Here is a 20134-nt window from a genome sequence, read left to right as displayed (position 1 = left end):
GATCACCACAGCGGGCCCAGGCTCAGGGTGCACGAGACAAAAGGATCGGCTCGCACGTAGGCGTTGCCGGAGTGAGTCTGGAGCAGGGCAGGCACGCCATCTCGTGTCTGATAGATCTCCAGCCGCCGTCGGGGCCGGTCGATGAGCCAGACGAAGGCCACTCCGGCCGCGGCGTAGCGCGGCAGCTTGCGCTGGCGGTCGAGTTCCTCGAACGCAGGCGTGAGTAGCTCGCAGACCCAGTCCGGCCGCTTCTGGGCGCAGATGTGCTGCGCCTCGAACTCCGCGGCCTCGCCCTCGTAGCGCCACCCTGCGATGCCGGGCACGAGCAGCTCTACTCCATCGAGCCGGAGCAATGGTTCCTCGAGGAGTAGCCACCCCTCGCGCCGCTCCAGCTCGCTGAGCAAGGTCGAGCGCACGACGAGGTCGAAGAAGTGGGGCGCGGGTCGACTGTAGAGGTCTCCCCCGATCAGCTCCGTCACCCGGTCTTTGCGATCGTGCTGGTTGAAATCACGAAAGGTCGCCCCTCGCTTGATGGGCTTTGGCAGGGCGCGGCTCATCGCAGGCACGCAGGAGGGGCCCAACTAGGAACGCTCTACCAACCCCCAGCGTGTTCCGCTGGTCTGACCGTGACGCCGCACGACCCCCGCGGCCTCGAGACGGCGCATCGACGCTTGCAGCTTCCAGCGAGGGCCCCCGAGGCGAGTTCGCAGGTAGGCCGCCGCGACAGGCCGTCCAGCTGCGGTGAGCACCTCGATGGCGAGCTCATCGAAGTCCTCCCCGGTGGCCTTCTTGGCGCGCCCCAGGCGGGCGTAGTCGATCGCTGACGGGTCGGAGTCGCCGCCCTGCGCAGTGCGGCTCACCTGAAGGAGCTCATCGATCGTCAGGGTTCTGAGGACCGGAGCCAGGGGGTCGTCGCTCATGACGAAGCTGGCGAGCTCGCCGAGGCTGATCTCCGGATGACCATAGATGACGCGGAGCACCGCGCTGCGCTGACCGTCTTCGAGAAGGGCTTCCAGGCTCACGCCTTTAGGTCACCAAACCCCTCGAAGTGATGGCCCAAATCTGGGAAGCGGAACGAGAGTAAAGTCACTCCCCGGACGGGGGCGCTTGGCTTGCTTCTACGACTCTAAGAAGGAGATGGGCGCAAGTTCGAGTTGGACACACGAAATGATGTCCTTGCACCAGTATCTCGTGACGCCGAAGAGTGCGGCCCCTGACACCGAGCAACTCGTTAATCGTAAATATGTCTGGTGGCAGCATGCTCATGTGCCGGAAGTCCAAAGAAAAAATCTCTCACTTCTTCTGCTGACCTCTTCGGTTCTGCTGCCAGCCTGTGGAGGAGCGTTTGGTGGTGGCGATGACGAGGCTGGTAGTCTGATCGAGCAGGTGTGCAGCACGGACTGCAATCACCCCGAGCAGTGCTTGCTACAGACCAAGGATGATCCTGGGCCGGATGACTGGGAGGTTGTCTTTTTGTGCGGATTCCATCTATAATCTAGAGAATATGGGAATTCAAATTGAGCGTGATGGAGTCGCACTGAACCTTCGCTATGAGGTAGCGCCGTGAGCCTACGTCTACGCTGGGTGCTTCTTCCCCTGCTGGGCCTGAGCTGCTCGGAGCGCCCGATTCCCGAGCCGATTCCCGATGGTACGGCGCAGCGCTACGCTGAGGCGCTCTGTGCTTCGGTTCAGGACTGTGGCTGTGGCTACTTCGAATCTTCCGAAGCCTGCGAGGTCGTGGTGGCCGAGCAGTTCGATGCCATCGCTGGGGGGCTGCGCGACTTCGACCAGGAGTGCTTTGACGCCTTTTTGGCAAGCGGCGCCTATGAGAGCTGTGGCACTCCCCAAGAAGCGAGGGACCTCTTTCCCGATTGTGCAGCGTTTTACGGCTCGGCTGTCGAGGGGGAATCTTGCATTCCCAACGCGCTCTTTGGAGACATGAACCCCACTGACACCTGCGTGGAGGGAGTGGACTGCTACTTTGTCACCGGCGTGTGTGACAATGACCCGCCTTTTCCAGACTTCAAGTCAGAAGGGGACATCTGCTCTGAAGCGTTAACAAACAATTGCTTCAATGAATATCTCTACTGTGATGAGGGTGTTTGTCGGCAGCGGGCGGAGTGCGATGAACCTTGCACGCATGTCTTCGGTTGCCACTTCGGGTTCTGCCAAGGTCTCCAGGAGGATGGCGAGGGTATTTGCACACCTCGGTTGGACTTTGGTGATCCCTGCGACCCCAAGGACTACTACAGTTGTGACCCGCCGCTCGGTGGGGACTACGGGTGGTGTAGCCCGACAACGCAACACTGCAAAGACACGATTCCCTACGCTTGTCAGACGATCCTCCAAGCCCTCGGTCCTTCTACGTATTGATAAATTGACTGAAAAATAGTTCGTGATGGCAAACTCGTTCCCCCCAAGAGGGGGGGCAGAGGATGTGCAGCATCGCTGTATGCAGATGCGCATGGTTGCTGGGGAGTGCGCCTTCAGGACGAGGAGCTGCTTAGAGAAACCCGGGGCTTCCTCTGGCTCTCATCGAGCAGTCGCCGGAGCTGACGAACCACCTCCCCCATGCGCCACCGAGCCGTGCTCAGCTGGATGGACTCGGCCTGCGCGAGCGCTTCGGGGCGACCTCCCGCGAGGCGATGCCGAAGCGCACGCACGAAGATCGAGCCGAGCTTGGCCACAGCGCTCTCCAAGCGGCTCGCCTGCTCCTGCATCTCGAGCTCCTGACTGGGGCTCTTGTCTCGCGCCAGTGGTTCGGCCTCGAGCTGCACCCAGGGCCGCCTGACCTGGCTCTGGTGGGCTTGAAGGCGCTTGTTCTTTGCAGTCACCCGCAGCCAGCGCAGAAGGGAGTCTTCCTGCCGAGGCTCGAAGGACCAGATCTTCTCCCAGACAGCCAAGAAGGCGTCATGAGTGAGATCCCCAGAACCCAGCATGCGCTCGAGCTCCTCGGCGAGCACCTTGCCCAGCGCCTGACTGGCACCGGGCTTTTGGGCGAGCGTGTCGACTCTGAGTTTTTCCAAACGCTTGGCCAACCCTTCGTCGTTCACCATCAAACGCTATCACTGACTGCAACCGACGCGAAACTGTACCAAGGTCCATGCACGTTGGTGTAGGATTGGCGCCCCGGGGTCCCTCGTGGAGATCAAGTACCATTCCGAAGAGCAATACGTGCCGATGACGCCCGAGGAATTCGAGGTGATCGAGCGCGAGTACGCCAAGGTCTTCGGCCCCGATGACGCGATCGATCGTCCCCGCGCCGCCGATGAGGGCAAGGATCGCTACGCCGAGGGACCCTGGCGAGAGCTGCGACGCGAGGTCGATGAGCGTCATCTGAGTGCCGTGCTGGGTGACGGGGAGCACGTGGCCATCGGGCGCTTCGAGCTGCTCTGGGAGATCGGCCATGGGGGCATGGGCGTGGTGTTCCGGGCCTGGGACTCCACGCTCGGGCGCATGGTGGCGCTCAAGCTGTGGACCGACGCGATGCCCAGCGAGGACGCGCGGATGCTTCAGGAAGCGCAGGCCCTGGCTCGCCTCTCGCACCCCAACGTGGTCTCCGTGTTCGACGTCGGCGAGTACGAGGGCCACCTCTACGTGGTGATGGAGTTCATCCGTGGTCAGGACGCCGCGCACTGGGATCCGCGCCACTGGAGGGAGGTGCTCTATGTCTACGGCCTGGCGGCTCGTGGTCTGATCGCCATCCACGCGGCCGGCTTGGTCCACAACGACTTCAAGCCCGAGAACCTGCTGCTCGGGGACGATGGGCGCGTGTGCGTGGCGGATCTGGGCCTGGCGGCGTCGATGCCCCGGGGCGTTGAGTCGGAGCAGAAGCCTGGGGGGACGACCGGCTACATGGCGCCCGAGCGCGTGATCGGGGGTCCTGGGGATGCACAGTCCGATCAGTTCTCGTTTTGTGCGGCGGTCTACGGGGCGCTCTATGGGACGCTGCCCTTTGGTGGAGGGACACGCATCGCCGTGCTCGAGGCCATGGAGGCCGGGGAGTTGGCGGCCGGAGACAGAGCCCTGCCGGGGATCCCTCCGCGGGTCCGGGCTGCGTTGCTTCGGGGGCTGGCCTGGCGAGCGCAAGACAGGCACCCGAGCATGGAGGCCCTGCTCGCCGAGCTCGAGAGCGCGGAGCGAGAGGCACTGGAGCGGAAGACGCGCAGGCGTTCGATGTGGGGGCAGGTGCTCCTTGGGGGTCTGCTCTTGGCCTCCCTGGGAGGATTTGCGGTAACCAAGCTCGGAGATGTGCCTGGCAGTGAGGATTCCTCGCCGGTCCTGCCGCTGCCCTCGGTCCCCAGGTGGTGGGTGGGGTTACATGAGAACCTGGAGGCGTGGAACGCGGCATCTGCGGGGAAAACACAAGAGTGTTATAGCCACTGGCTGTTGAGCCGAGAGCTCCTTCAACGGACTCTTCCCCGTGCCCACAGTCTTTTCTCAGAGGCGATCTCAAACGAGATTCTCGAGTTATCCCCGACACCCGCCAACTACATCATTGCAGGCTGGATCGCGGAGGGGGCATCTCAGTCATGGGAGTATACCGAGGATTGGAGGCGAGCATCCATGGCCAGGAGTCAAGCCGCGTCTTTGCTCGAAAGTGCAGGCGAAATCGATCTGGCGAGGTTGCAGCAATACTGCGCAATCGCCAATGCAGTTGGAGAGCGATGCGACTACTCTTCACAGCCCGCTGTCCCATCTATGTTTGAATAAGGCGAATCGCAGTGAACGAAGAACCCTCCACATATTTCAGCGAAGCTGAGCTCGTAGCACTCGTTACTGCTCGAGTAGCAGCACAGCGGAACCGTATATACAAGAGATGAACTCCCCGAGGGCGCCACATCACAGAACCCTCGATCGCAGGCATCGTCGAAGGGCTGGTAGCACACGACCTCCCCGTTGTTCTTCTCCCCGTAGTCGCACCACATCTTGATGCCTGTCGTGCATCGCCCGTTCTCGTCGGTGGCCGTACAGCTCGCGCTCGCGCCGATCGAGCAGCACACGTGGTCGGCCCACAGCGGCGCGTCGGGCCCGGTCCACTTGCAAAAGCGAGAGAGCCTGGTGCCCTCGCTGTCGGTGACTGGTGCGCCGATCTCATCGAGGTAGACGTCGTCGCAAAGATCCGGAAGCGAGGCCAAGGCCGAGGCTGGCAGCAGTAGTCCCAGGGCAAAGGCGAGTATGAGCGTGTTGTTCCTGATCATGATGGGCTTCCTCTAAGGGCCAAAGGTAGCCCACTTCGAGCTCTGAAGGCGAGAGGAACTCGAGCAAGCCTCTGGCCAAAGCTCAAAGAGCTCAGCCGCGAGGCCACCGCACGAATCAGGCGCTACAAGTCGCAGGTGATGAACTTGTTTCGAGCACCATCGGGCAGCTCGGGACACATCTCGATGGCGTCCTGGTAGGCGACAGTGCAGTCATCGTACCAGCCGGCTTCGCACCCTGGGTTCATGCTCAGACAGTTGCCGTACTCTTCCACTACCGGATTTGCACAGTCGAGGTAGCGCTTGCCCTCCTCCTCGAAGCCCTCGAGCGAGTCGGCGAGACACTCGCGGTCTTCAGCTCGAAGATAGAGTGCGTCCGCACATGCCTGTATGCTCGCGTAGAGCACGTCCTCCGGGCATTCACAGATCTCTGCGAACGCCATGTTTTGGAGGCTCGCGTAGAGTTCGAGTTCCTCCGAGACATCGGGGGGCTGCTGGCATGCGACGCAAGAAAGCGAGGCCATCAGAAACATGCGGCATAGGCGCCTTGGCATGGTGCCATGGTAGGCTATCCCTCCTGATCTTCGCTAGAACGGCTGAGCCTGAGTGTTGCACCAGCAAGCACGGCCGCGCTACTCACGCCAACACCCACGGTGACCGCCCGACGCCAACGGCTCCGGCCGGCTGTGTTCATCGGGACGCGGGGCGCCTTAGCCGCGATTTCGTTCGCACTGGTGAGGGTGGGTCGCCCAACGACCTGCGGCCGTCGGGGCGCCCTCGGTGGCCTGATATCGGGTGCGAGCAGCTGGTGGCCATCGACCCCCGGACCCTTGAGCAAGGGATTGACCGGCGATGCCTTGACCCCGACGGCCTCGAGCTCCGCGCGGTACTCGGGATCGCTCACCTGCCGGAGGTCGATGAGCATCCGCTTGCCGTCGTTGAGGAGCGCTCGCCGAGCATCCATGAAGCGGTCGGCGAGCGCCGTGGAGCGCAGCTTGCCGCCGGGATGGTAGAGCGCGCCTGCTCCTGGCGGGACGTAGGCGACTTGAAAAGAGTCGAGGTAGTGGGCCTGGAGCGCTCGCAGGTCCTCGCAAAACGGCTTGATGATCCTCGAGAACACCGACGCCTCGAAGGGGATCGAGAACGTGCTGTCCTCCCGCGGTGACGCGATCAGCCCGAGCGGCATGTCGGGCTCCCGTCCCCCCAGCTCGGGCCCGGTCTTCCCGTCGAAGGATGTCATCAGCGTTGCCAGCCTGGAGATCAGTCCCCGCCAGCCTTGGCCTTTATAGTGAAGCCACTCCTCGGCAGCGAATTCCCAGAAAAACTCGAAGGAGCTCTTCCACTGAGTCAGCATCTTGTCGGTGTCCAGCGTATAGAGCAGTGGCCCCGGCCGGGAGATCATGTCGAGAGTGTTGAGCAACAACTTGTTCGTCGATGGATAGAACGCCCCCACGTTCTCCCCAGGGGTCGACGCGTTGAGCGGAGCCCCGCCGTAGGCCCACCCGACCCCCTCCGTCGGCCACACCGACTCCGGGTCCACGCACTGCCGGCAGTCTCGGCTCCCGTCGAAGGTCTTCACGCCCTTGTAGCAGGGCTTGTCCACGCCCTTGCACCTCAAGGTGTAGCGATCCACCGACGTCCCGCGCACCGAGTAGTAGAAGCGATACGACGCCTGCAACACCCGCAGCGTCACCATCGTGCCTGGCATGAACCCGAAGGTCGATCCATCGCCGGGGTCGAAGCTGAACTCCGTGTCGCCCTTCGGCCCCCGTGCAACCTGCGGGGTCCCTTGCTGCGCGGCGATCCCATCTTCGCGATGCTGAAAGGTCCAAGGCTGATCGTGGCGATAGGCCGGCAAGTATAGCGAGGTGTAGTCGGCGTTGTAGGCTGGCTCGATCTTGCCGTCGGGATACACGATCCCGCCGGTCCCCAGCTCCCTGAAGACCTCGAACACGCGGTTGACCTGCCACGAGTCCGTCGCGGGGTCGTCGGTCTGGAGCGGCGGCAACACCACGTCCTTGCCCAGCTCCTCCGCCCGGATGGCCATCCCCACGTCCACCGCCCACACCGCCACCGCGATCACCTGCGCGATCGTCCGCGCGATGATCCCCGTGTTCGCGGCGATCAACTGCAAGACCTGCAAGCCCATGTCCTTGAGCAGCGTCGGGAGCACCTCCTCGGCGTTCTCGAAGTTGCCGAAGGCGTCGAGCGTCCGGGTGATGTTCCCGTAGACGGTCGCCACGGCGCCGCCGAGGTCGACCTTGTCCAGCGCTGGGAGCCCCACTCGGGTCGCCAGCTCATAGACCCCGATCTGCATGCTCGAGATCCAGTTTTGCCAATCCGCCGAGGCGAAGGCTTGCATCGCCAGCTCCCCCACGAGCCCCACGGCGGGATCGAGCACGGAGTTTTGAAGCACCTCCTTGCCCGGCATCTTGCTGGCAAAGGTGAGCCACTCGGACCCCTGGGGAAATACTCGCTCGGCTCGCTTGGTGACCTCGCTGATGTAGGTCTCGGCTGGTCGCAACAACATCAGTCCTTCTCCCGTCGCCCAGGTCCGACCTGGGTCACCTTGAGTCCTTCACCGCCGCTCGAGGGCGCGGGCCGTGGCGTGTCGACGATCTCGACGAGATCGCCGAAGAGCGCGAGCGCGAGGGCTTCTTCGTCCTCGAATTCCTCGAACCCCAAGGCCCGCTCGAGGTCCTCGCAGGTGAGCCCCTCGAGCTCGCCCGCCTCGAGCTCCAAGACCGTCGGACCGAGCCGCCCTTCAGAGCTACTCTTGCGCTGGCTCGCCATAGTCCCCCAACCTGTACATGGCCAACCGGCCCACGATGTAGCGCCCCGCGAGCTGCTGCTCGGGCGTTCCAATCTCCAAGAATCGTTTGGTCACAAATACCTTACTCATCCCACGCAAGTGCAAGAGCGCCTCGCGTTCGTCTTCCATCTTTGCAGCTTCCTCCACCAACACCATGAAGCCTTCGATCGCGTTGCGATTGTCATTGAAGAGCTTGCATAGCTGCGGCTGCGTCAGTGTCATCCCCACATAGGCCAGCGCTTGCTGTGCGCATCGAAACTCAGGGAACACCTGCATGGAGCGGTTGGCCCAGTTCTCGAACATCGCCCGTGCCGTGGGCACGACCGTCGTCAACGTGGCGTCGACTGCGTAGCGCAGGAACTCCAGGGTCATCCCCCGACGCTGGGTCTGCTGCTTGGCCTCGAAGGCGCGGGCGCGGGCTTCGGTCCGCCCGGTGTGTTGGTCGAGCAGCCCTCGCACCTGCTCCTGTTCGTACTCGATCGCCCGCTCGAGGATCGCCCGGGTGCTCGAGATCAGCTCGGGCGCGGCGGCCGACGCTTTTTGCGCGAGCGAGAACGAGTGGTTGCGCTCCTCGGTGAGCTTGAGGAGCAGCTCGTCCTTGATCGCGTTGATGCGCTCGAAGTCGTCTCCAAACCGATCCTGCGGTGGGGAGTGCTCCTCTTCGCCCATCTCCTCGCTGGGGCCTCGCCCGCCCTCGACGCGGCGTGAGACCTCGAAGAGCACGGCACCGTCTTCTCCGTAGCCGCGCAGCTGGAAGTCGCAGCGCGAGTCGAGGCCGCGGGCCCAGTGGACACAGCGGCGCCACAGCCCCTCGACGATGAGCCGCGCCTGCTCGCGAAGTTCCTGCGGATCCTCGTCCTCGCCGGGCGGCCACTCGAAGTGGGTATCCGAGAGCTCGAAGCCCTCCCAGGTCCTTACGGGTGCCCCCTCGAACTCGGACAGGTCCAGCGCCGGCGAGACCATCGGCCGGTACCGGCTCGAGCCTCGCCGCCACAGCAGCCGTACTCGGAGCAGTTGTTCGTCGTGGGCGACGAGCGCATCGATCCACTCGTTCGGCGCGGACGCCTCCCGTTTCTTCACCGTCATGTTCTCTCCTTCTAACGAGCGACGAACACCAAGCTGAGGGAACCCTGGGCAAAGGTCAACGGCAAAAGTCTATTTTTCCTCTCCGCTGTCTAATTCGAGGATCTATGAGCACGAATAGACCGGACAATAGACCGGATAATAGACCGGGCAATAGAGAATCGAATAGACCGGAAGGCCTGAAACACAAACGAAAAAACCAGGCGGTGACCTCGAGGCTCTCAAAAGCGGGAACATTTGCCGGTTTTCGACAACCCCTGGCGATGGCACGCCAAAAGGCATGTGCATGACCTGGCCGCGAATAATCTGGACACATGCAGACCCGCGGGCATGTTGACGCTTTGCGAAAACCAGCCCAGTTTGTTGCCATGGCAGTCAGTAGTCAGTTGGCGACGCGCGAGGAGATGCTCGACAGCCTCGACGCCGAAATGGTGAGGCTCACCGAAGAGACCGAGGCCACGGCCTTTGGTCTCGAGTGCGCTCGACGAGAGGCCGAAGATGAGCGCCGCTCGCTCTTGTTTCACCGCACGGCCGAGGGCCTGGAGGTGGCCACGAGCGTGTGCGCGGGCAGCTTGTCCACGGTGCATCTGGGCTCCGTGCCTGCTGGCGCCGCAGCGAACTTCTTGATCGGCGGCGCCTCGAAGGTGCTCAGCTTCATGGCCCCCAAGCACCCTGCGGCCCAGGTTCTCAGCCGGGGAGGCAAGGAGTTCTTGCACTGCCAGCTGGCGATCCTCGCCCGCAACGCGATCCTCGACCCCTGAGCGCGCATGCGCACCCACAAAGGTAGACCCATGACCAAAACCCAGACACAAGAGCGCCCCCTCGAACAGCGAAAGATGCAGCGCAAGCAGGCCAAGCAAGCAGGCCGCGACCGTCGGGCCGAGATGATCTTGGCCGCTCAAGACGAGAAGAAGACCCGCGACGAGCAGCTGGAGCTGCAGATCTCCAACGTCGACGTGCGCGTCGCTGGGCTGGAGGCTCGCTGCGCCAAGCTGGAGACCCTCCTCGCCGAGTTCGCCCCTGAAACCCAGTCCCCACTGAACCAAGAGGCCAAGTCATGATCGGATCCCATCTCAACAGTCTTCTCCCTTGCACCACACCAGGCTCGCCCTACGGCCTCGAAGCCGCGCAGGAGGCCATGGAGCGCAAGATGGTCTGCCCCAGCGAGTTTGCCTTTGGCTGCGTCGTGCCTTTCGAGGTCGAGATCGCCTTGGCCCCTGGCACACGCGTGAGCCATGAGGTCAAGCCCAACGTCCGGCTCCTGCCCGTCGCCATGGTCGCCCACTTGTCGGGATCGGATATTCGGATCGAGGCGATCACGCGCCGAGACGACCGTGCCGCGGGACTCACGGGAACGGGGATCACGACCACACGCGACCCCGACAGCTTCGACTGGGAGCCCCTCAAGACGCCCTTCAACCCTTTCCCCCCAGACATCGGCCCCGTCGACAGCAGCAAGGGCTTTCAGATCACGGTCTCCAACCTCACTGGCGACAAGAGCCAGCTCTTCCAGGCCACCTTCTTCGGGGCGATCGGTGGCTACGCCGGGCTTCGCTACCTTCAGGACAACATCGGCCTGTCCGATCAGCTCTTCAGCAAGCTGGGCACCTGGCTGCGAGAGTCTGGGATCACGATCGAGAGCAGCGGGGCGAAGTGATGATCCGCTTCCCCATCGAGCTTGTCGGTGAGCAGCTGCTCAGCGAGGGGGCGGTGTTCTTCACCGAAGCCCTCGCCAAGCTCAACGCGCGTCAGTTCGTGCGTGAGCAGCCCGAGGACTCGCCTTGCTGCGCGCAGTGTGCTGGCTGCGAGCTCGATCGGGAAGCCCCGCTGCGCGACGCCAAGCGCCTGCTCGAGGCAAGGCAGGCTTCGCCCGCGAGCATCGTGGCCTACTCCATGGGCCGCGAGCTCGCGCAGGGCGTGGCCTGCCGCGTGGTGCTGATCGACGGGCAACGCCTGGCTTATCAGCGTGAAGACGGCGCGGTCGCGGATCCGCTGAGCAAGTTCGAGAGTGAGACGAAGGAGCAAGACCATGGCAAAGAGCAGTGCTGCTGCGGACAAAGCGAAGGACAGGCCGGCGATGACACCCACGCAGGGCGCCAAGACAGCCCGCGCTGACCTCCCGGCGACTCGCCCCAAGACCGACGAGCCGGCGCGCGTCGACGTCCGCAGGTCCTCTGGTGGGGTGGTCGCGGCGGGCCTCGGCGCGGCCGCGGGCACGGGGCTCGTCGCCTTTGGCCTCTACAAGCTCGGCGAGCGTGCCGGCTGGTGGGGGGATCCGAGCACGATCGTGATCGACGACCCTGCGGACAGCGGCGGAGATCAAAGCGGCGGCGGGGAGAGCAACTCCGGCGGCGGCTCCAAGAGCTCGACCATTGCGATCGGGAACCCACCCAACATGAGCGGAGATGCAGAGGGGTACAACACCTCGCTCTTTCCTTCGCCGGCGGCGGTCCGCCTGGCGCTCAAGTCCCTCGGCTATGACGTCGAGTTCGAGGCTGCGCCCCTCGTCGGCTACGAGGAGACCCACGGCGAGGTCCAGCGCTTTCAAACCGACTGGAACCGGGTCATCAAGGCGATCGACACCGGCAAGATCAGCTTGCCGAAGTCCGTGAAGAGTCCGGAGAAGCTGGCGATGTATCGCGGGCTGCTCAGCGTCGACGATATCCCCGGGAAGTACACCTTGCGCGCCATCGAGATTGCGATCCGCAACGCGCTGACCAACCTCGTCAAGTTCACCAAGATGCGAGAGGAGTCGAAGCGATGAACAGCCGACGCAAGCTCGAGGCCCTCGGCTACGGGACGACCGCCAAGGAGATGGAGCGCTTTCAACGCGACTACAACCGCTTGCCGCCCAAGCGCCTGCTCCCTCTCACGGGGCGCTTCGACGCCGCAACCGCCAAAGCGATCGACCTCGCCTACGAGGTCCGCACGATGTTCATCCTGACCCGCGACGGAGACTGAGCCATGCCCGACTTCGTGGACCTGCTCATTCAACCCTCCGTGGCGACGGCGTCGCTAGAGCCGAGCCTCGGCCCCGAGGTGATCCCCTTCGTCCCGGCACAGAGCCTGGGCGCGAGCCCGCCACACGACGAGGTCTACGAGCTCGACGACATCGACCTCCAGGCTCTCGAACCCGGGCAGCCGCCGGTCCTCGGCGAGCTCGAGGCTCCCCACTACACCGAGGTTCTCGACCAGCTGTGGATGGAGTTCGACGATCCCGAGGAGCGCACGGCTGGTCGCATGCTCGCCCTGGTCGAGCAGGTCGCGGCCGAGTCCATGCGCCTGCACCAATTGCAGCTCGAGTTTTGGGACTCCCTCGCGGCCAAGACGATCCCCGAGTCGGAGTTTGACCGCTTTCAAAGCGAGTATCTGGCCTATCTCAAGCGGCTCAAGGGCTACAAGCAGACCCTGCTCGTGCTGCCCGAGACCAGCAGGGACACCGACGAGATCTACCTGGGCTTGATCAAGCGTCGATCGGGGGCAGGCCCCGTGCCGGACGCGATCATGCACCTGTACTTCTCCAACCAGATCGGGATCCTCGAGCAGCACGCCGAGGACATGAGCGAGGGCTTTGTCGGTCGTGTCATGACGGCCCTCGCGGTCGTGGATCGCGTCGCCGAGGACGCCGCCGAAGCGCTCTCGGACGAGGTGCGGGATACCGCCGAAGACGCCCAGTCCGCATGGAAGCGAGCGTACTGGTGGATCGTGGGCGGGGTCACCGTGGTGGTGAGCGGGGCCGTGGGCACCGCGGTGTTGCTCACCCGCGAGGGCAATCGTGAGCGGTGATCTCGAGATCCCAGGGTGGGCCTGGGCGGCCCTCGGCGGCGTCACCCTCGGCGGGTTGCTCGGGGCCATGGTCATCAGCGCGCGCCGGCCTGCCTGGGAGATCCTGCTGCGCCGAGCGGGGGCGCCCCGCGAGCTGTGGCCCTTCGCGGCGATCCAGCGCTACACCGAGAGCCGCGGGAACCCCAAGGCCGGCCTTGGCCGCCCCGAGCTCTTCCCTGCGTGGGCCGAGCCCCGCAACGCCTCGCGCGCCCAGCAGCTCAACGAAGCCGACGCGGCCGCGTCCGCCTACGACCGCAACGCAGAAGCCTACGCCGAGTCGCCCTATCCCAGGCAGATGTGGGTCTTTGGTAGCGGCGGGGCCTATGGCCTGCTCCCGGCGAATGCGCTGGCGCCGTGGCAGGACACCGACGCGCTACGCCGCGGCAAGGTCACCCCCTACGACGTGTTCAACCCGTGGCGCTCGACGGTCTTCTTCCTCGAGTACGTCCGCCGGTTGATCGGGAAGTCGAGCTTCACGAGCTTGCCCGAGCGCTCGCGCACCTTCATGGCGCTCAAGCGCGGCATGGCCTCGCCTGCGCTGGTGAGCGACGTCAACGAGCAAAAGACGCGCTCGCAGACCTCCCGGAAGAACGCGACCAAGGCCCTGAAGTCCCTCGGCTTGCGGGAGGACTATCTCGACCAGCCCGTCCCCCTCGACTGGCCCAACTACCGCGGCGGCCTGGAGCTGGTGCCGTGATCTGCTGGACCACGGTTCGCCGCTTCGACGGGGACGTGTCCGAGGCCCTCCACACGGCGATCGTTCCCCCCGAGATGTCGGGCCTACGCTTCATCGCGCTGGTGACCCTCGACAAGGGCTCCGGGACCTACGCGCCCACCCCCGACGCGCCCACGCTGACCGTGGCCTGGGTGCCGCGAGAGCGTGTCACCGACGAAGCGAGCTCCACCGAGGAGATCGACGCCGCGCTCGCAGATCCCGACCAGGTGCCCTTGGTCATCACAGGGGATCAGCCGGTGTTCTATCGCAGTGACGACGGCTCCGCCTTTCCCGCGGTGGGGATCAAGGGATCCCTGATGGTCTTGGCCGTGCGCTTGACGAAGATCGTCGAAGGCGTGCACGGCCAGATCACCTTGGGCTGGGAGGGGCGTTCGAGGTGTTGAAGAGAATCGAGAGCAAGAGGATGCAGACATGAGCACGAAGTGGATCGCCTGGCTCGCCGGCGGCGTCGGATTAGCCGCCGTCATCGGTGGCCTCGTCTGGGCCTACAAGCGGCGCCAAAACGGGCAAGCGAGCCCCAATGAGGACGGGGACAGCCCCGACATCGTTCCCAGCGCGCCCCCGCGAACGCCTGGGGGCGCCAAGCAGACCCTGGGGTACGAGTTCCTCGGGGACGAGGCGCTCAACAAAGAGGAGTCCGAGACCCTCGATGAGATCCTCGGCGACGGCTGGCCACCCTCGGAGGAGACGCTCGACCAGCTCGAAACTGGCGACGTGATCGTCTTTGGGGTCGAGAGCCGACCGGTCGGCGCCTACAAGGCCGCACGCGAACTGATCTCGGCGAGCGTGATCGTGGTCGAGAAGACCCTGATCCGCGCGCGGGTCACCGGAGAGATCCGCTACGCCGAGCACTTCGGAACCAACGCGGGCCACGGCCTGCGGGCGGGGATGGCCGTCGACGTGCCGCGCTCCGTCGTGCTCGGTGCCGGTCGTCCGCAGCCCGCCGAGGGCTACGGGAGCAAGGGTGAGCCCGTGGACACCTTCAAGGCCAGCACCGAGACCGGGAAGACCTACAAGATCCACCCGAGCACGCCCTACGACTTTCAGCTCCCCTATCGCACGAAGGAGCTGGAGTGGTACGTGGATCCACAGCTGGCGACGATGAAGCACATCGGGGAAGACGGCCTGCTCGAGCAGGTCATGTTCACCGAGGGCAGCATGCGCGGAGACGTGACGGTGCGGGCGATCGACAACGATCCCATGCACGGCAAGGTCCTCGTGGGCCGCTGGGACTTCGTGCTGGACGACTGAGCGTTCGCCGGCGAGGCCGGCGACGAGACAACGAGGTGAGAGATGCAGATCGAAGCTGCGCAGCTGCGCATGGCAGACGTCGTCTTGGTTCCGGGTGTCGGTGAGCAGGAAGTCCGTCGACTCGAAGCGGGCACAGACCGAGTTCGAGCCTGGTTTCGCGGAGACGAAGCGCAAGACGCCCCCAGCCAGACATGGCCGCCCTCCGAGGTGCTGACGATCAAGCGGCCCGGGGACATGTTCGAGGCGCCGGCCCTGCCGCGACCCAAGACGGTGCACGAGGCCAACCGGCGGATCATCGCGCGTCTACGGGCGATCGGCTGGGAGTCCCATCAGGGGGGACGCTACACCTACGTCAGCGATCCCACAGACTCCGTGCGCCTCCAGCTGCGCGAGCAGGTGGTCCATCACCAAGGTCGGATCCGCAACCATCGTGGTTCCTGGACGTGGAACCCCAACACGGCGTCCATGGGTTTCACCAAAGACTATGCGATGCAGCTCGACCGTGAGGTCCCTTCGCTCGCGCGTGAAGCCGAGGAAGCCGCGAGGGCGCGACACGCATCCGACCAGGCGCTGATCGACGCGCAGCGTGAGCAGCTGGGTCCGCCCTCGTCGACGGCGGACATGTCGACGCAGGTGGTGGTTCGCTACTCGCGGATCGCAGGGGTGATCTTGTGCGGGGAGACCTACCCGCACCGCGCGAAGATCCGGGAGATCCGTGTGCCTTATCGGCTCAAACCGTCCCGGCGGCTCCCGAAGGGCTGCGCTTGGTACGTCCCGCGGACACGAGACACCTTTCAGCCGCGCGAGCGCGTCGAGCAGCTCGTGGAGGCGCTGCGCCTTCGAGGAGTGCCTGCGGTGCTGGACTACGACCACGAGCCCGAGGCCGACGCCTTGAAGACGGTCCCAGCCCTCGCCCCGGCACCAAAGACTCCCACGGCCTCACGCGCGAGGGCGAAGACGAAGGCGACAAAGCCAAAGCCCCGAGGTCGGACGCCCGACGCGAGCAAGCGCGCAGCAAAGCTGCGGGCGGTCGCGGACAAGGCCGCCGCCGCCGCGCGCCGCGAGCTCGACACCGACCGCCTCGAGAACACCCACCGGCGGGCCGAGCAAGCCGCCAGCGTCCGGCAACGGGCGCGCGGAGAGCTGGCGATCGCCGAGATTCTGCGCAGGGCCGCCGATGAAGTCGAAGCTGGCGAGCTCGAGCATGTCTCGCGGATCTCCAACAAGACCCAGGTCAAGGCGTTGGATCTCGAGCTTCGGCGCGCGGGCTGGGAGCGGGCGCGTAGCGAAGGACGCCCGTCGTCGAGCGTCACCAAGCCTGCTGCCGAGGACATCGCGTTTGCGACGCTGAGGCCCCTTCGTGCGTCCAACTACGCCGTCGATGACCTCTTGAAGGCCACCGAGGGGCTCTCGGGTGTCTCGGGTGATCGCGCCCGCGTGCGAGCCCTCCACAAGAAGATGCGCGACGACAAGGCCGAGCTCGACGCCGAGGATGTCGAGGCCGTCCGCGCCCTGCTCAAAGCCGCCAAGAAGCACGAGCGCAAGGTCTTCTTGCCCTCCGAGATGCTCGCCGACGATCTGCGCAGCCGCGACCGACTGGCGAAGCTTTCGGTCACCGACACCGTGTCCCTCAAGGCCGCGCTGCGCGAGTACCTGGGCTGCTGCGCGGTCGCTCCCAAGGGCGAGGATCCCAAGCACGCCCGCGGGCGCAAGCTGCTGAACATCAACATCTCGGGGTTTGTCCCGACCCCCGAAGACCTCGCCAAGCGCGTGGTCGATGCCGCGGAGATCGAGGCGGGCATGCGCGTGCTCGAGCCCTCGGCGGGTGCGGGGGCGTTGGCCTCGGAGATCCGTGCCCGTCACCCGGACGCGACGCTACACCTGATCGAGCTGAGTCCCACGCTGCGGGACATGTTGTGTGAGGACGGCTTTGAGGTGATCGCGCGAGACTTCTGCGCGCACGTGCCCGAGCGACCCTACGACCGCATCGTGATGAACCCGCCCTTCGAGCGTCAGCAAGATGTCGAGCACATCGAGCGCGCCCTGGGGATGTTGGCGCCGGGTGGGCGCCTCGTAGCGATCGCGTCGGCCGGGCTCCAGCATCGCAGCGACAACAAGACCGAGCGGCTGCGCAAGAAGCTGCTCGAGCTCGACGGCAGCATACGGAAGCTCCCCGCAGGGTCCTTCAAGGCGTCGGGCACCGCCGTCGAGACGGTGCTGGTGATCGTCGACAAGGCACCGGCGAAGAAGGTGATGCCAGCGCACGAACAGCCGGTCCCCAGTTCTGCCAAGACACGGTCCCCGGGATCCTCGAAGCGGCCAGCGCCGAGCAGGGACATTCAGCACCTGCTCAGCAAATGGCGTCGCCACGAGGCGCAGCGCCAGCAGGTCGACAAGGAACGCTACTGGAACGCCATCCCCAAGACCGCGTGCTGGATCCGCAAGGAGGGGAGCGTCTCCGTGACGCTGTGCGCGGCTTTGCTCGACGAGCCGACCGGCGACTGTCCGCCGACCCAGGCCATGCTGAAGGGGAACTCGTCGCAGCTGGTGCTGTGCCAAGCGGGCGAGGGCCCCGAGTATTTTCGGGGACACACGCCTGGGATCACCGCGGCCAAAGCCGAGGCCGACAACCGGATCGTCCGCGGCCGCATGCGCCGCTTCGCCGAGCTCGATGCGCCGACGCGCCCCGTGGCCATCGACGACTTCGAGGCACAAGAGCAGCTCTTGGACACGCTGGTACCCACGCGAAGGGTCTACCTCCCGCGCATGCCCTTCCAGCTGCTCGACGTGGTGCTGCTTCCACCCCAGATCGTGACGCCCGACGGGGCGTCCGTCTCGATCCTTCGCTGGCGTGGCGCGATCCCCAAGGACGCGAAGATCGTCATGCAGGTGAGCGCGAGCAGTCGGATGGACTTCGATACGTTCGAGGCCAAGCTGGGCTCGACGCTCATCCCCTACCGCGGCCACGTGGCTCCCTCGACCGCAGCGCACGTGTTGAAGGAGATCCCCGCGCCTCGTCGTGCCGAGCTCGCGGCGCGTGGTCTGACCATGCACGATATTCAGTTTGGGCGGATCGGTAGGCGCTCGCTGTACTGGCTACACGACCACGAAGGCCGGTTCACCTACGGGCCCGTGACCGCGACTGGAGAGCACGTCAACACGAAGGCGATCCGAGCGCACTTCAGCAAGCTCTACGCCGAGCCAGCGCTTCCCTTGCCCGAGCTGCCCGCAGGCTGGGATCCCAAGACGACGCTTCAGATCACGAGCCTCATCAGCAACCGGGTGGTCTGGAACCTGTGGGACGCCAAGGCGGGGAAGATACTCTTCAAGGCGGAGGGCGACGAAGACTGGCTCGAACAAGACGCCCTCCCGAGGCGCGCGCAGTGGGCCGAGAAGGACGGGTTCGTGGACATCATGCACGCCTCGGCGTACGCGCTTCACGAGGCTGTGAAGCGAGCACCCGACTCCGTTCGGCTGCGCGTGGCCGGGCCGTGGCTGGGCGTGCTCTATCCGAGCGACTTCGGGGACCGGGTGAGCTTCGATCCGCCGACGGGTGGAGCGGTGAGCGTGGAGCAGGCGACCGAGGAGTACGGCGAGTACGTCTCCTTGCTGAGCGCGTCCCCGGACAATGAGCCGCTTCAGCTGTGGGTGAAGATGGGGCCGAAGAGGATCCGCTGGGTGAAGCGGTGGCTTCGAGAGCAGAGCTCGGCGAGGGCGGTTTCCAAGCGGTCGAAGAAGACTTCTGCGGAGGACGATGACATGGGCAAGCACAAGAAGAAGACCACTGCCACCAAGAAGAAGACCGTCGCCAAGAAGAAGACCGCCGCCAAGAAGAAGGCCGCCGCCAAGAAGAAGGCCGCCGCCAAGAAGAAGACCACCGCCAAGAAGAAGACCGTCGCGGCCAAGAAGAAGACCGCCGCCAAGAAGAAGACCACCGCCAAGAAGAAGGCCACCGCCAAGAAGAAGACCGCCGCCAAGAAGAAGGCCACCGCCAAGAAGAAGGCCACCGCCAAGAGGAAGACCACGACCAAGGCGGGAGCACGCAAACGAACTGAGAGTCCGCAGACCGAGCGCAACGAGGGCAAGCGCCGGGAGCCCAAGGGGTTTCGGCTGCGTCGCAACGACAAGGTCCGGTTTCGCTCCAACTCGCGGATCGCCATCGGCCTGGGCATCGACAGCGAGCGCGTGTTTCGGGTGCTGCGTGTCGTGGCCCGCGACAACCGGGAGTTCGCTGTCCTCGACTTGGGCCTGACCAAGCCCAGCCAGGCGCCCGCGATCCCCGTGGGTCATCTCGCCTTGGTCGAGCGCGCAGACGCGATGCCGGCAGACATCCGCCGCTGCGCCGCACGGCTCTCCAAGCTCGGGGGATCTGTCTCGAAGGCGACTCAGCGGCTCATGGTCGAGCTCGCGCGGAGGTACTGATGCTCGAGCTCGTCCTTGGCCTGTCGTCGGTGCTCGCCTCTGGGGTCGTGATGGCCTGGGCACGGGCGCGGGCGAACACGCTCGAGGTCGTGGATCTGCGCGCGGAGGCCCCGGCGAGCAAACGCCAGGTACGCAAGGCCACGGTCGATGCTGTCGTCCTTCATCAGACTGGATTTTCTCGTGGGCTCGATCCGATCCGCTATCGCAAGGTGACAGCGCACTTCGTGGTCCTCCCCGATGGGACCGTGGTGCAACTGCATCCCGTGTCGGCGCGCTTGTCAGCCTCGAACGGGTTCAACTCGAGGTCAGTCGCGGTCGAGTTCGTGGGGAATTTTCGGTCGGTGCAGGGTGGGTGGTGGAAGCCGGAGAAGTACGGACGCAACACGCCCTCCGCCGCACAGATCCGTGCGGGTCGACAGCTTTTGCGCGAGCTTCAGCGAGTGGGCGTGCGCTACGTGTTTGCGCACCGGCAGAGCCTGGAGACGCGAGGGAACGACCCGGGGCCGGAGATCTGGCACGCGGTCGGGCAGTGGGCCGTGACGGCGCTGGGCATGTCGGACGGCGGCCCGGGGTACGCGGTCGGGACCGGGGCGCCGATCCCCGACGCGTGGCGACGAGCACCGACGCTGGCGTGATGATCTCTCGAGCATGGAGACGAGGGCGACCCGGCGGGTCGCCCTCGTCTCTTGTGCGATCGATCTCGATCGGCTAGAAGTGCTCCCAGCCGGCAGTTCTGGGCCTCTACAGACCCTTTGGCACCGGCAAGGATCGATCCAGAATAGCCCCCGAGCCGTCTCCACCATGTCT

Annotated in this window: 23 protein-coding genes; 15 read left to right on the top strand and 8 right to left on the bottom strand. The window is 65.0% G+C overall.

The annotated features are described in order from the left end of the window. Positions 1–2 precede the first annotated feature (2 nt). Both G6O69_RS38040 and G6O69_RS38035 read right to left on the bottom strand, forming a co-directional pair. Positions 3–557 carry a Uma2 family endonuclease gene (locus G6O69_RS38040; protein ID WP_172303342.1) on the bottom strand — a complete coding sequence of 185 codons (555 nt, stop codon included), beginning with the start codon at positions 555–557 and terminating at the stop codon, positions 3–5. A 24-nt stretch (positions 558–581) separates the two neighbouring features. Then, entirely contained in the window at positions 582–1022 is a 441-nt protein-coding gene (locus G6O69_RS38035) for a hypothetical protein (RefSeq protein ID WP_172303341.1), read from the bottom strand. 145 nt (positions 1023–1167) lie between these two features. On the opposite strand from G6O69_RS38035, the gene G6O69_RS38030 reads away from it, so the two are divergent. Continuing rightward, the gene (locus tag G6O69_RS38030) at positions 1168–1494 is read left to right on the top strand and encodes a hypothetical protein (protein WP_172303340.1); all 327 of its coding nucleotides are present in this window, start codon (positions 1168–1170) and stop codon (positions 1492–1494) included. Positions 1495–1563: 69 nt separating this feature from the next. After that, on the top strand, positions 1564–2373 hold the full coding sequence (locus G6O69_RS38025; protein ID WP_172303339.1) for a hypothetical protein: 810 nt from the start codon (positions 1564–1566) through the stop codon (positions 2371–2373). 113 nt (positions 2374–2486) lie between these two features. Here G6O69_RS38025 and G6O69_RS38020 read toward each other — a convergent pair whose 3' ends face one another. Further along, on the bottom strand, positions 2487–3026 hold the full coding sequence (locus G6O69_RS38020) for a sigma-70 family RNA polymerase sigma factor (protein ID WP_176396751.1): 540 nt from the start codon (positions 3024–3026) through the stop codon (positions 2487–2489). 154 nt (positions 3027–3180) lie between these two features. Here G6O69_RS38020 and G6O69_RS38015 point away from each other — a divergent pair, with 154 nt between their 5' ends. Continuing rightward, positions 3181–4713 carry a serine/threonine-protein kinase gene (locus G6O69_RS38015; RefSeq protein ID WP_255216210.1) on the top strand — a complete coding sequence of 511 codons (1533 nt, stop codon included), beginning with the start codon at positions 3181–3183 and terminating at the stop codon, positions 4711–4713. Here G6O69_RS38015 and G6O69_RS38010 read toward each other — a convergent pair. The 5 genes from G6O69_RS38010 to G6O69_RS37990 all read right to left on the bottom strand — a co-directional run bounded on the left by G6O69_RS38010 (position 4674) and on the right by G6O69_RS37990 (position 9096). Next, on the bottom strand, positions 4674–5201 hold the full coding sequence (locus G6O69_RS38010) for a hypothetical protein (RefSeq protein WP_172303336.1): 528 nt from the start codon (positions 5199–5201) through the stop codon (positions 4674–4676). The two genes, G6O69_RS38015 and G6O69_RS38010, sit on opposite strands and share 40 nt — an antisense overlap. 122 nt (positions 5202–5323) lie before the next feature. Continuing rightward, positions 5324–5752, bottom strand: coding sequence for a hypothetical protein (locus tag G6O69_RS38005; RefSeq protein ID WP_176396749.1), 429 nt, complete (start codon positions 5750–5752; stop codon positions 5324–5326). 14 nt (positions 5753–5766) lie between these two features. Then, positions 5767–7728, bottom strand: a complete 1962-nt coding sequence (locus G6O69_RS38000) for a hypothetical protein (RefSeq protein WP_172303334.1) — start codon at positions 7726–7728, stop codon at positions 5767–5769. Further along, positions 7728–7940, bottom strand: a complete 213-nt coding sequence (locus tag G6O69_RS37995) for a hypothetical protein (protein ID WP_172303333.1) — start codon at positions 7938–7940, stop codon at positions 7728–7730. The genes G6O69_RS38000 and G6O69_RS37995 overlap by 1 nt, the downstream gene beginning before the upstream one ends. Before the next feature lie 28 nt (positions 7941–7968). Beyond that, positions 7969–9096, bottom strand: coding sequence for a hypothetical protein (locus G6O69_RS37990; protein WP_172303332.1), 1128 nt, complete (start codon positions 9094–9096; stop codon positions 7969–7971). A gap of 365 nt (positions 9097–9461) precedes the next feature. Here G6O69_RS37990 and G6O69_RS37985 point away from each other — a divergent pair, with 365 nt between their 5' ends. From G6O69_RS37985 to G6O69_RS37930, 12 genes are all read left to right on the top strand, one after another. Further along, the gene (locus G6O69_RS37985; protein ID WP_172302440.1) at positions 9462–9854 is read left to right on the top strand and encodes a hypothetical protein; all 393 of its coding nucleotides are present in this window, start codon (positions 9462–9464) and stop codon (positions 9852–9854) included. 75 nt (positions 9855–9929) lie between these two features. Then, positions 9930–10154 carry a hypothetical protein gene (locus G6O69_RS37980; protein WP_176396748.1) on the top strand — a complete coding sequence of 75 codons (225 nt, stop codon included), beginning with the start codon at positions 9930–9932 and terminating at the stop codon, positions 10152–10154. Then, a complete protein-coding gene (locus G6O69_RS37975) occupies positions 10151–10750 on the top strand; it encodes a hypothetical protein (RefSeq protein ID WP_255215706.1) in 600 nt (199 codons plus the stop codon). The genes G6O69_RS37980 and G6O69_RS37975 overlap by 4 nt, the downstream gene beginning before the upstream one ends. After that, positions 10750–11208 carry a hypothetical protein gene (locus G6O69_RS37970; protein ID WP_255215756.1) on the top strand — a complete coding sequence of 153 codons (459 nt, stop codon included), beginning with the start codon at positions 10750–10752 and terminating at the stop codon, positions 11206–11208. The genes G6O69_RS37975 and G6O69_RS37970 overlap by 1 nt, the downstream gene beginning before the upstream one ends. After that, positions 11171–11857, top strand: a complete 687-nt coding sequence (locus tag G6O69_RS37965; RefSeq protein WP_172302439.1) for a hypothetical protein — start codon at positions 11171–11173, stop codon at positions 11855–11857. Before G6O69_RS37970 ends, G6O69_RS37965 begins: the two co-directional genes overlap by 38 nt. Beyond that, positions 11854–12054 (top strand): peptidoglycan-binding protein, encoded by a 201-nt coding sequence (locus tag G6O69_RS37960; RefSeq protein ID WP_172303331.1) that lies wholly within the window; start codon positions 11854–11856, stop codon positions 12052–12054. The genes G6O69_RS37965 and G6O69_RS37960 overlap by 4 nt, the downstream gene beginning before the upstream one ends. A gap of 3 nt (positions 12055–12057) precedes the next feature. Continuing rightward, positions 12058–12879, top strand: coding sequence for a hypothetical protein (locus tag G6O69_RS37955; RefSeq protein WP_172302437.1), 822 nt, complete (start codon positions 12058–12060; stop codon positions 12877–12879). Then, entirely contained in the window at positions 12869–13615 is a 747-nt protein-coding gene (locus tag G6O69_RS37950; RefSeq protein WP_346017006.1) for a hypothetical protein, read from the top strand. The genes G6O69_RS37955 and G6O69_RS37950 overlap by 11 nt, the downstream gene beginning before the upstream one ends. Further along, complete coding sequence (locus G6O69_RS37945; RefSeq protein WP_172303330.1) at positions 13612–14037, top strand: hypothetical protein; 426 nt, start codon at positions 13612–13614, stop codon at positions 14035–14037. The genes G6O69_RS37950 and G6O69_RS37945 overlap by 4 nt, the downstream gene beginning before the upstream one ends. A 28-nt stretch (positions 14038–14065) precedes the next feature. Beyond that, positions 14066–14905 carry a hypothetical protein gene (locus tag G6O69_RS37940; protein ID WP_172303329.1) on the top strand — a complete coding sequence of 280 codons (840 nt, stop codon included), beginning with the start codon at positions 14066–14068 and terminating at the stop codon, positions 14903–14905. Between the two features lie 42 nt (positions 14906–14947). Continuing rightward, positions 14948–19327, top strand: a complete 4380-nt coding sequence (locus G6O69_RS37935; protein ID WP_172303328.1) for a methyltransferase — start codon at positions 14948–14950, stop codon at positions 19325–19327. After that, positions 19327–19962 (top strand): peptidoglycan recognition family protein, encoded by a 636-nt coding sequence (locus G6O69_RS37930; protein WP_172302433.1) that lies wholly within the window; start codon positions 19327–19329, stop codon positions 19960–19962. The genes G6O69_RS37935 and G6O69_RS37930 overlap by 1 nt, the downstream gene beginning before the upstream one ends. Positions 19963–20134 lie beyond the last annotated feature (172 nt).

This window comes from Pseudenhygromyxa sp. WMMC2535 (assembly GCF_011083025.2).
This window is presented reverse-complemented; position numbering and strand designations above follow the sequence as displayed.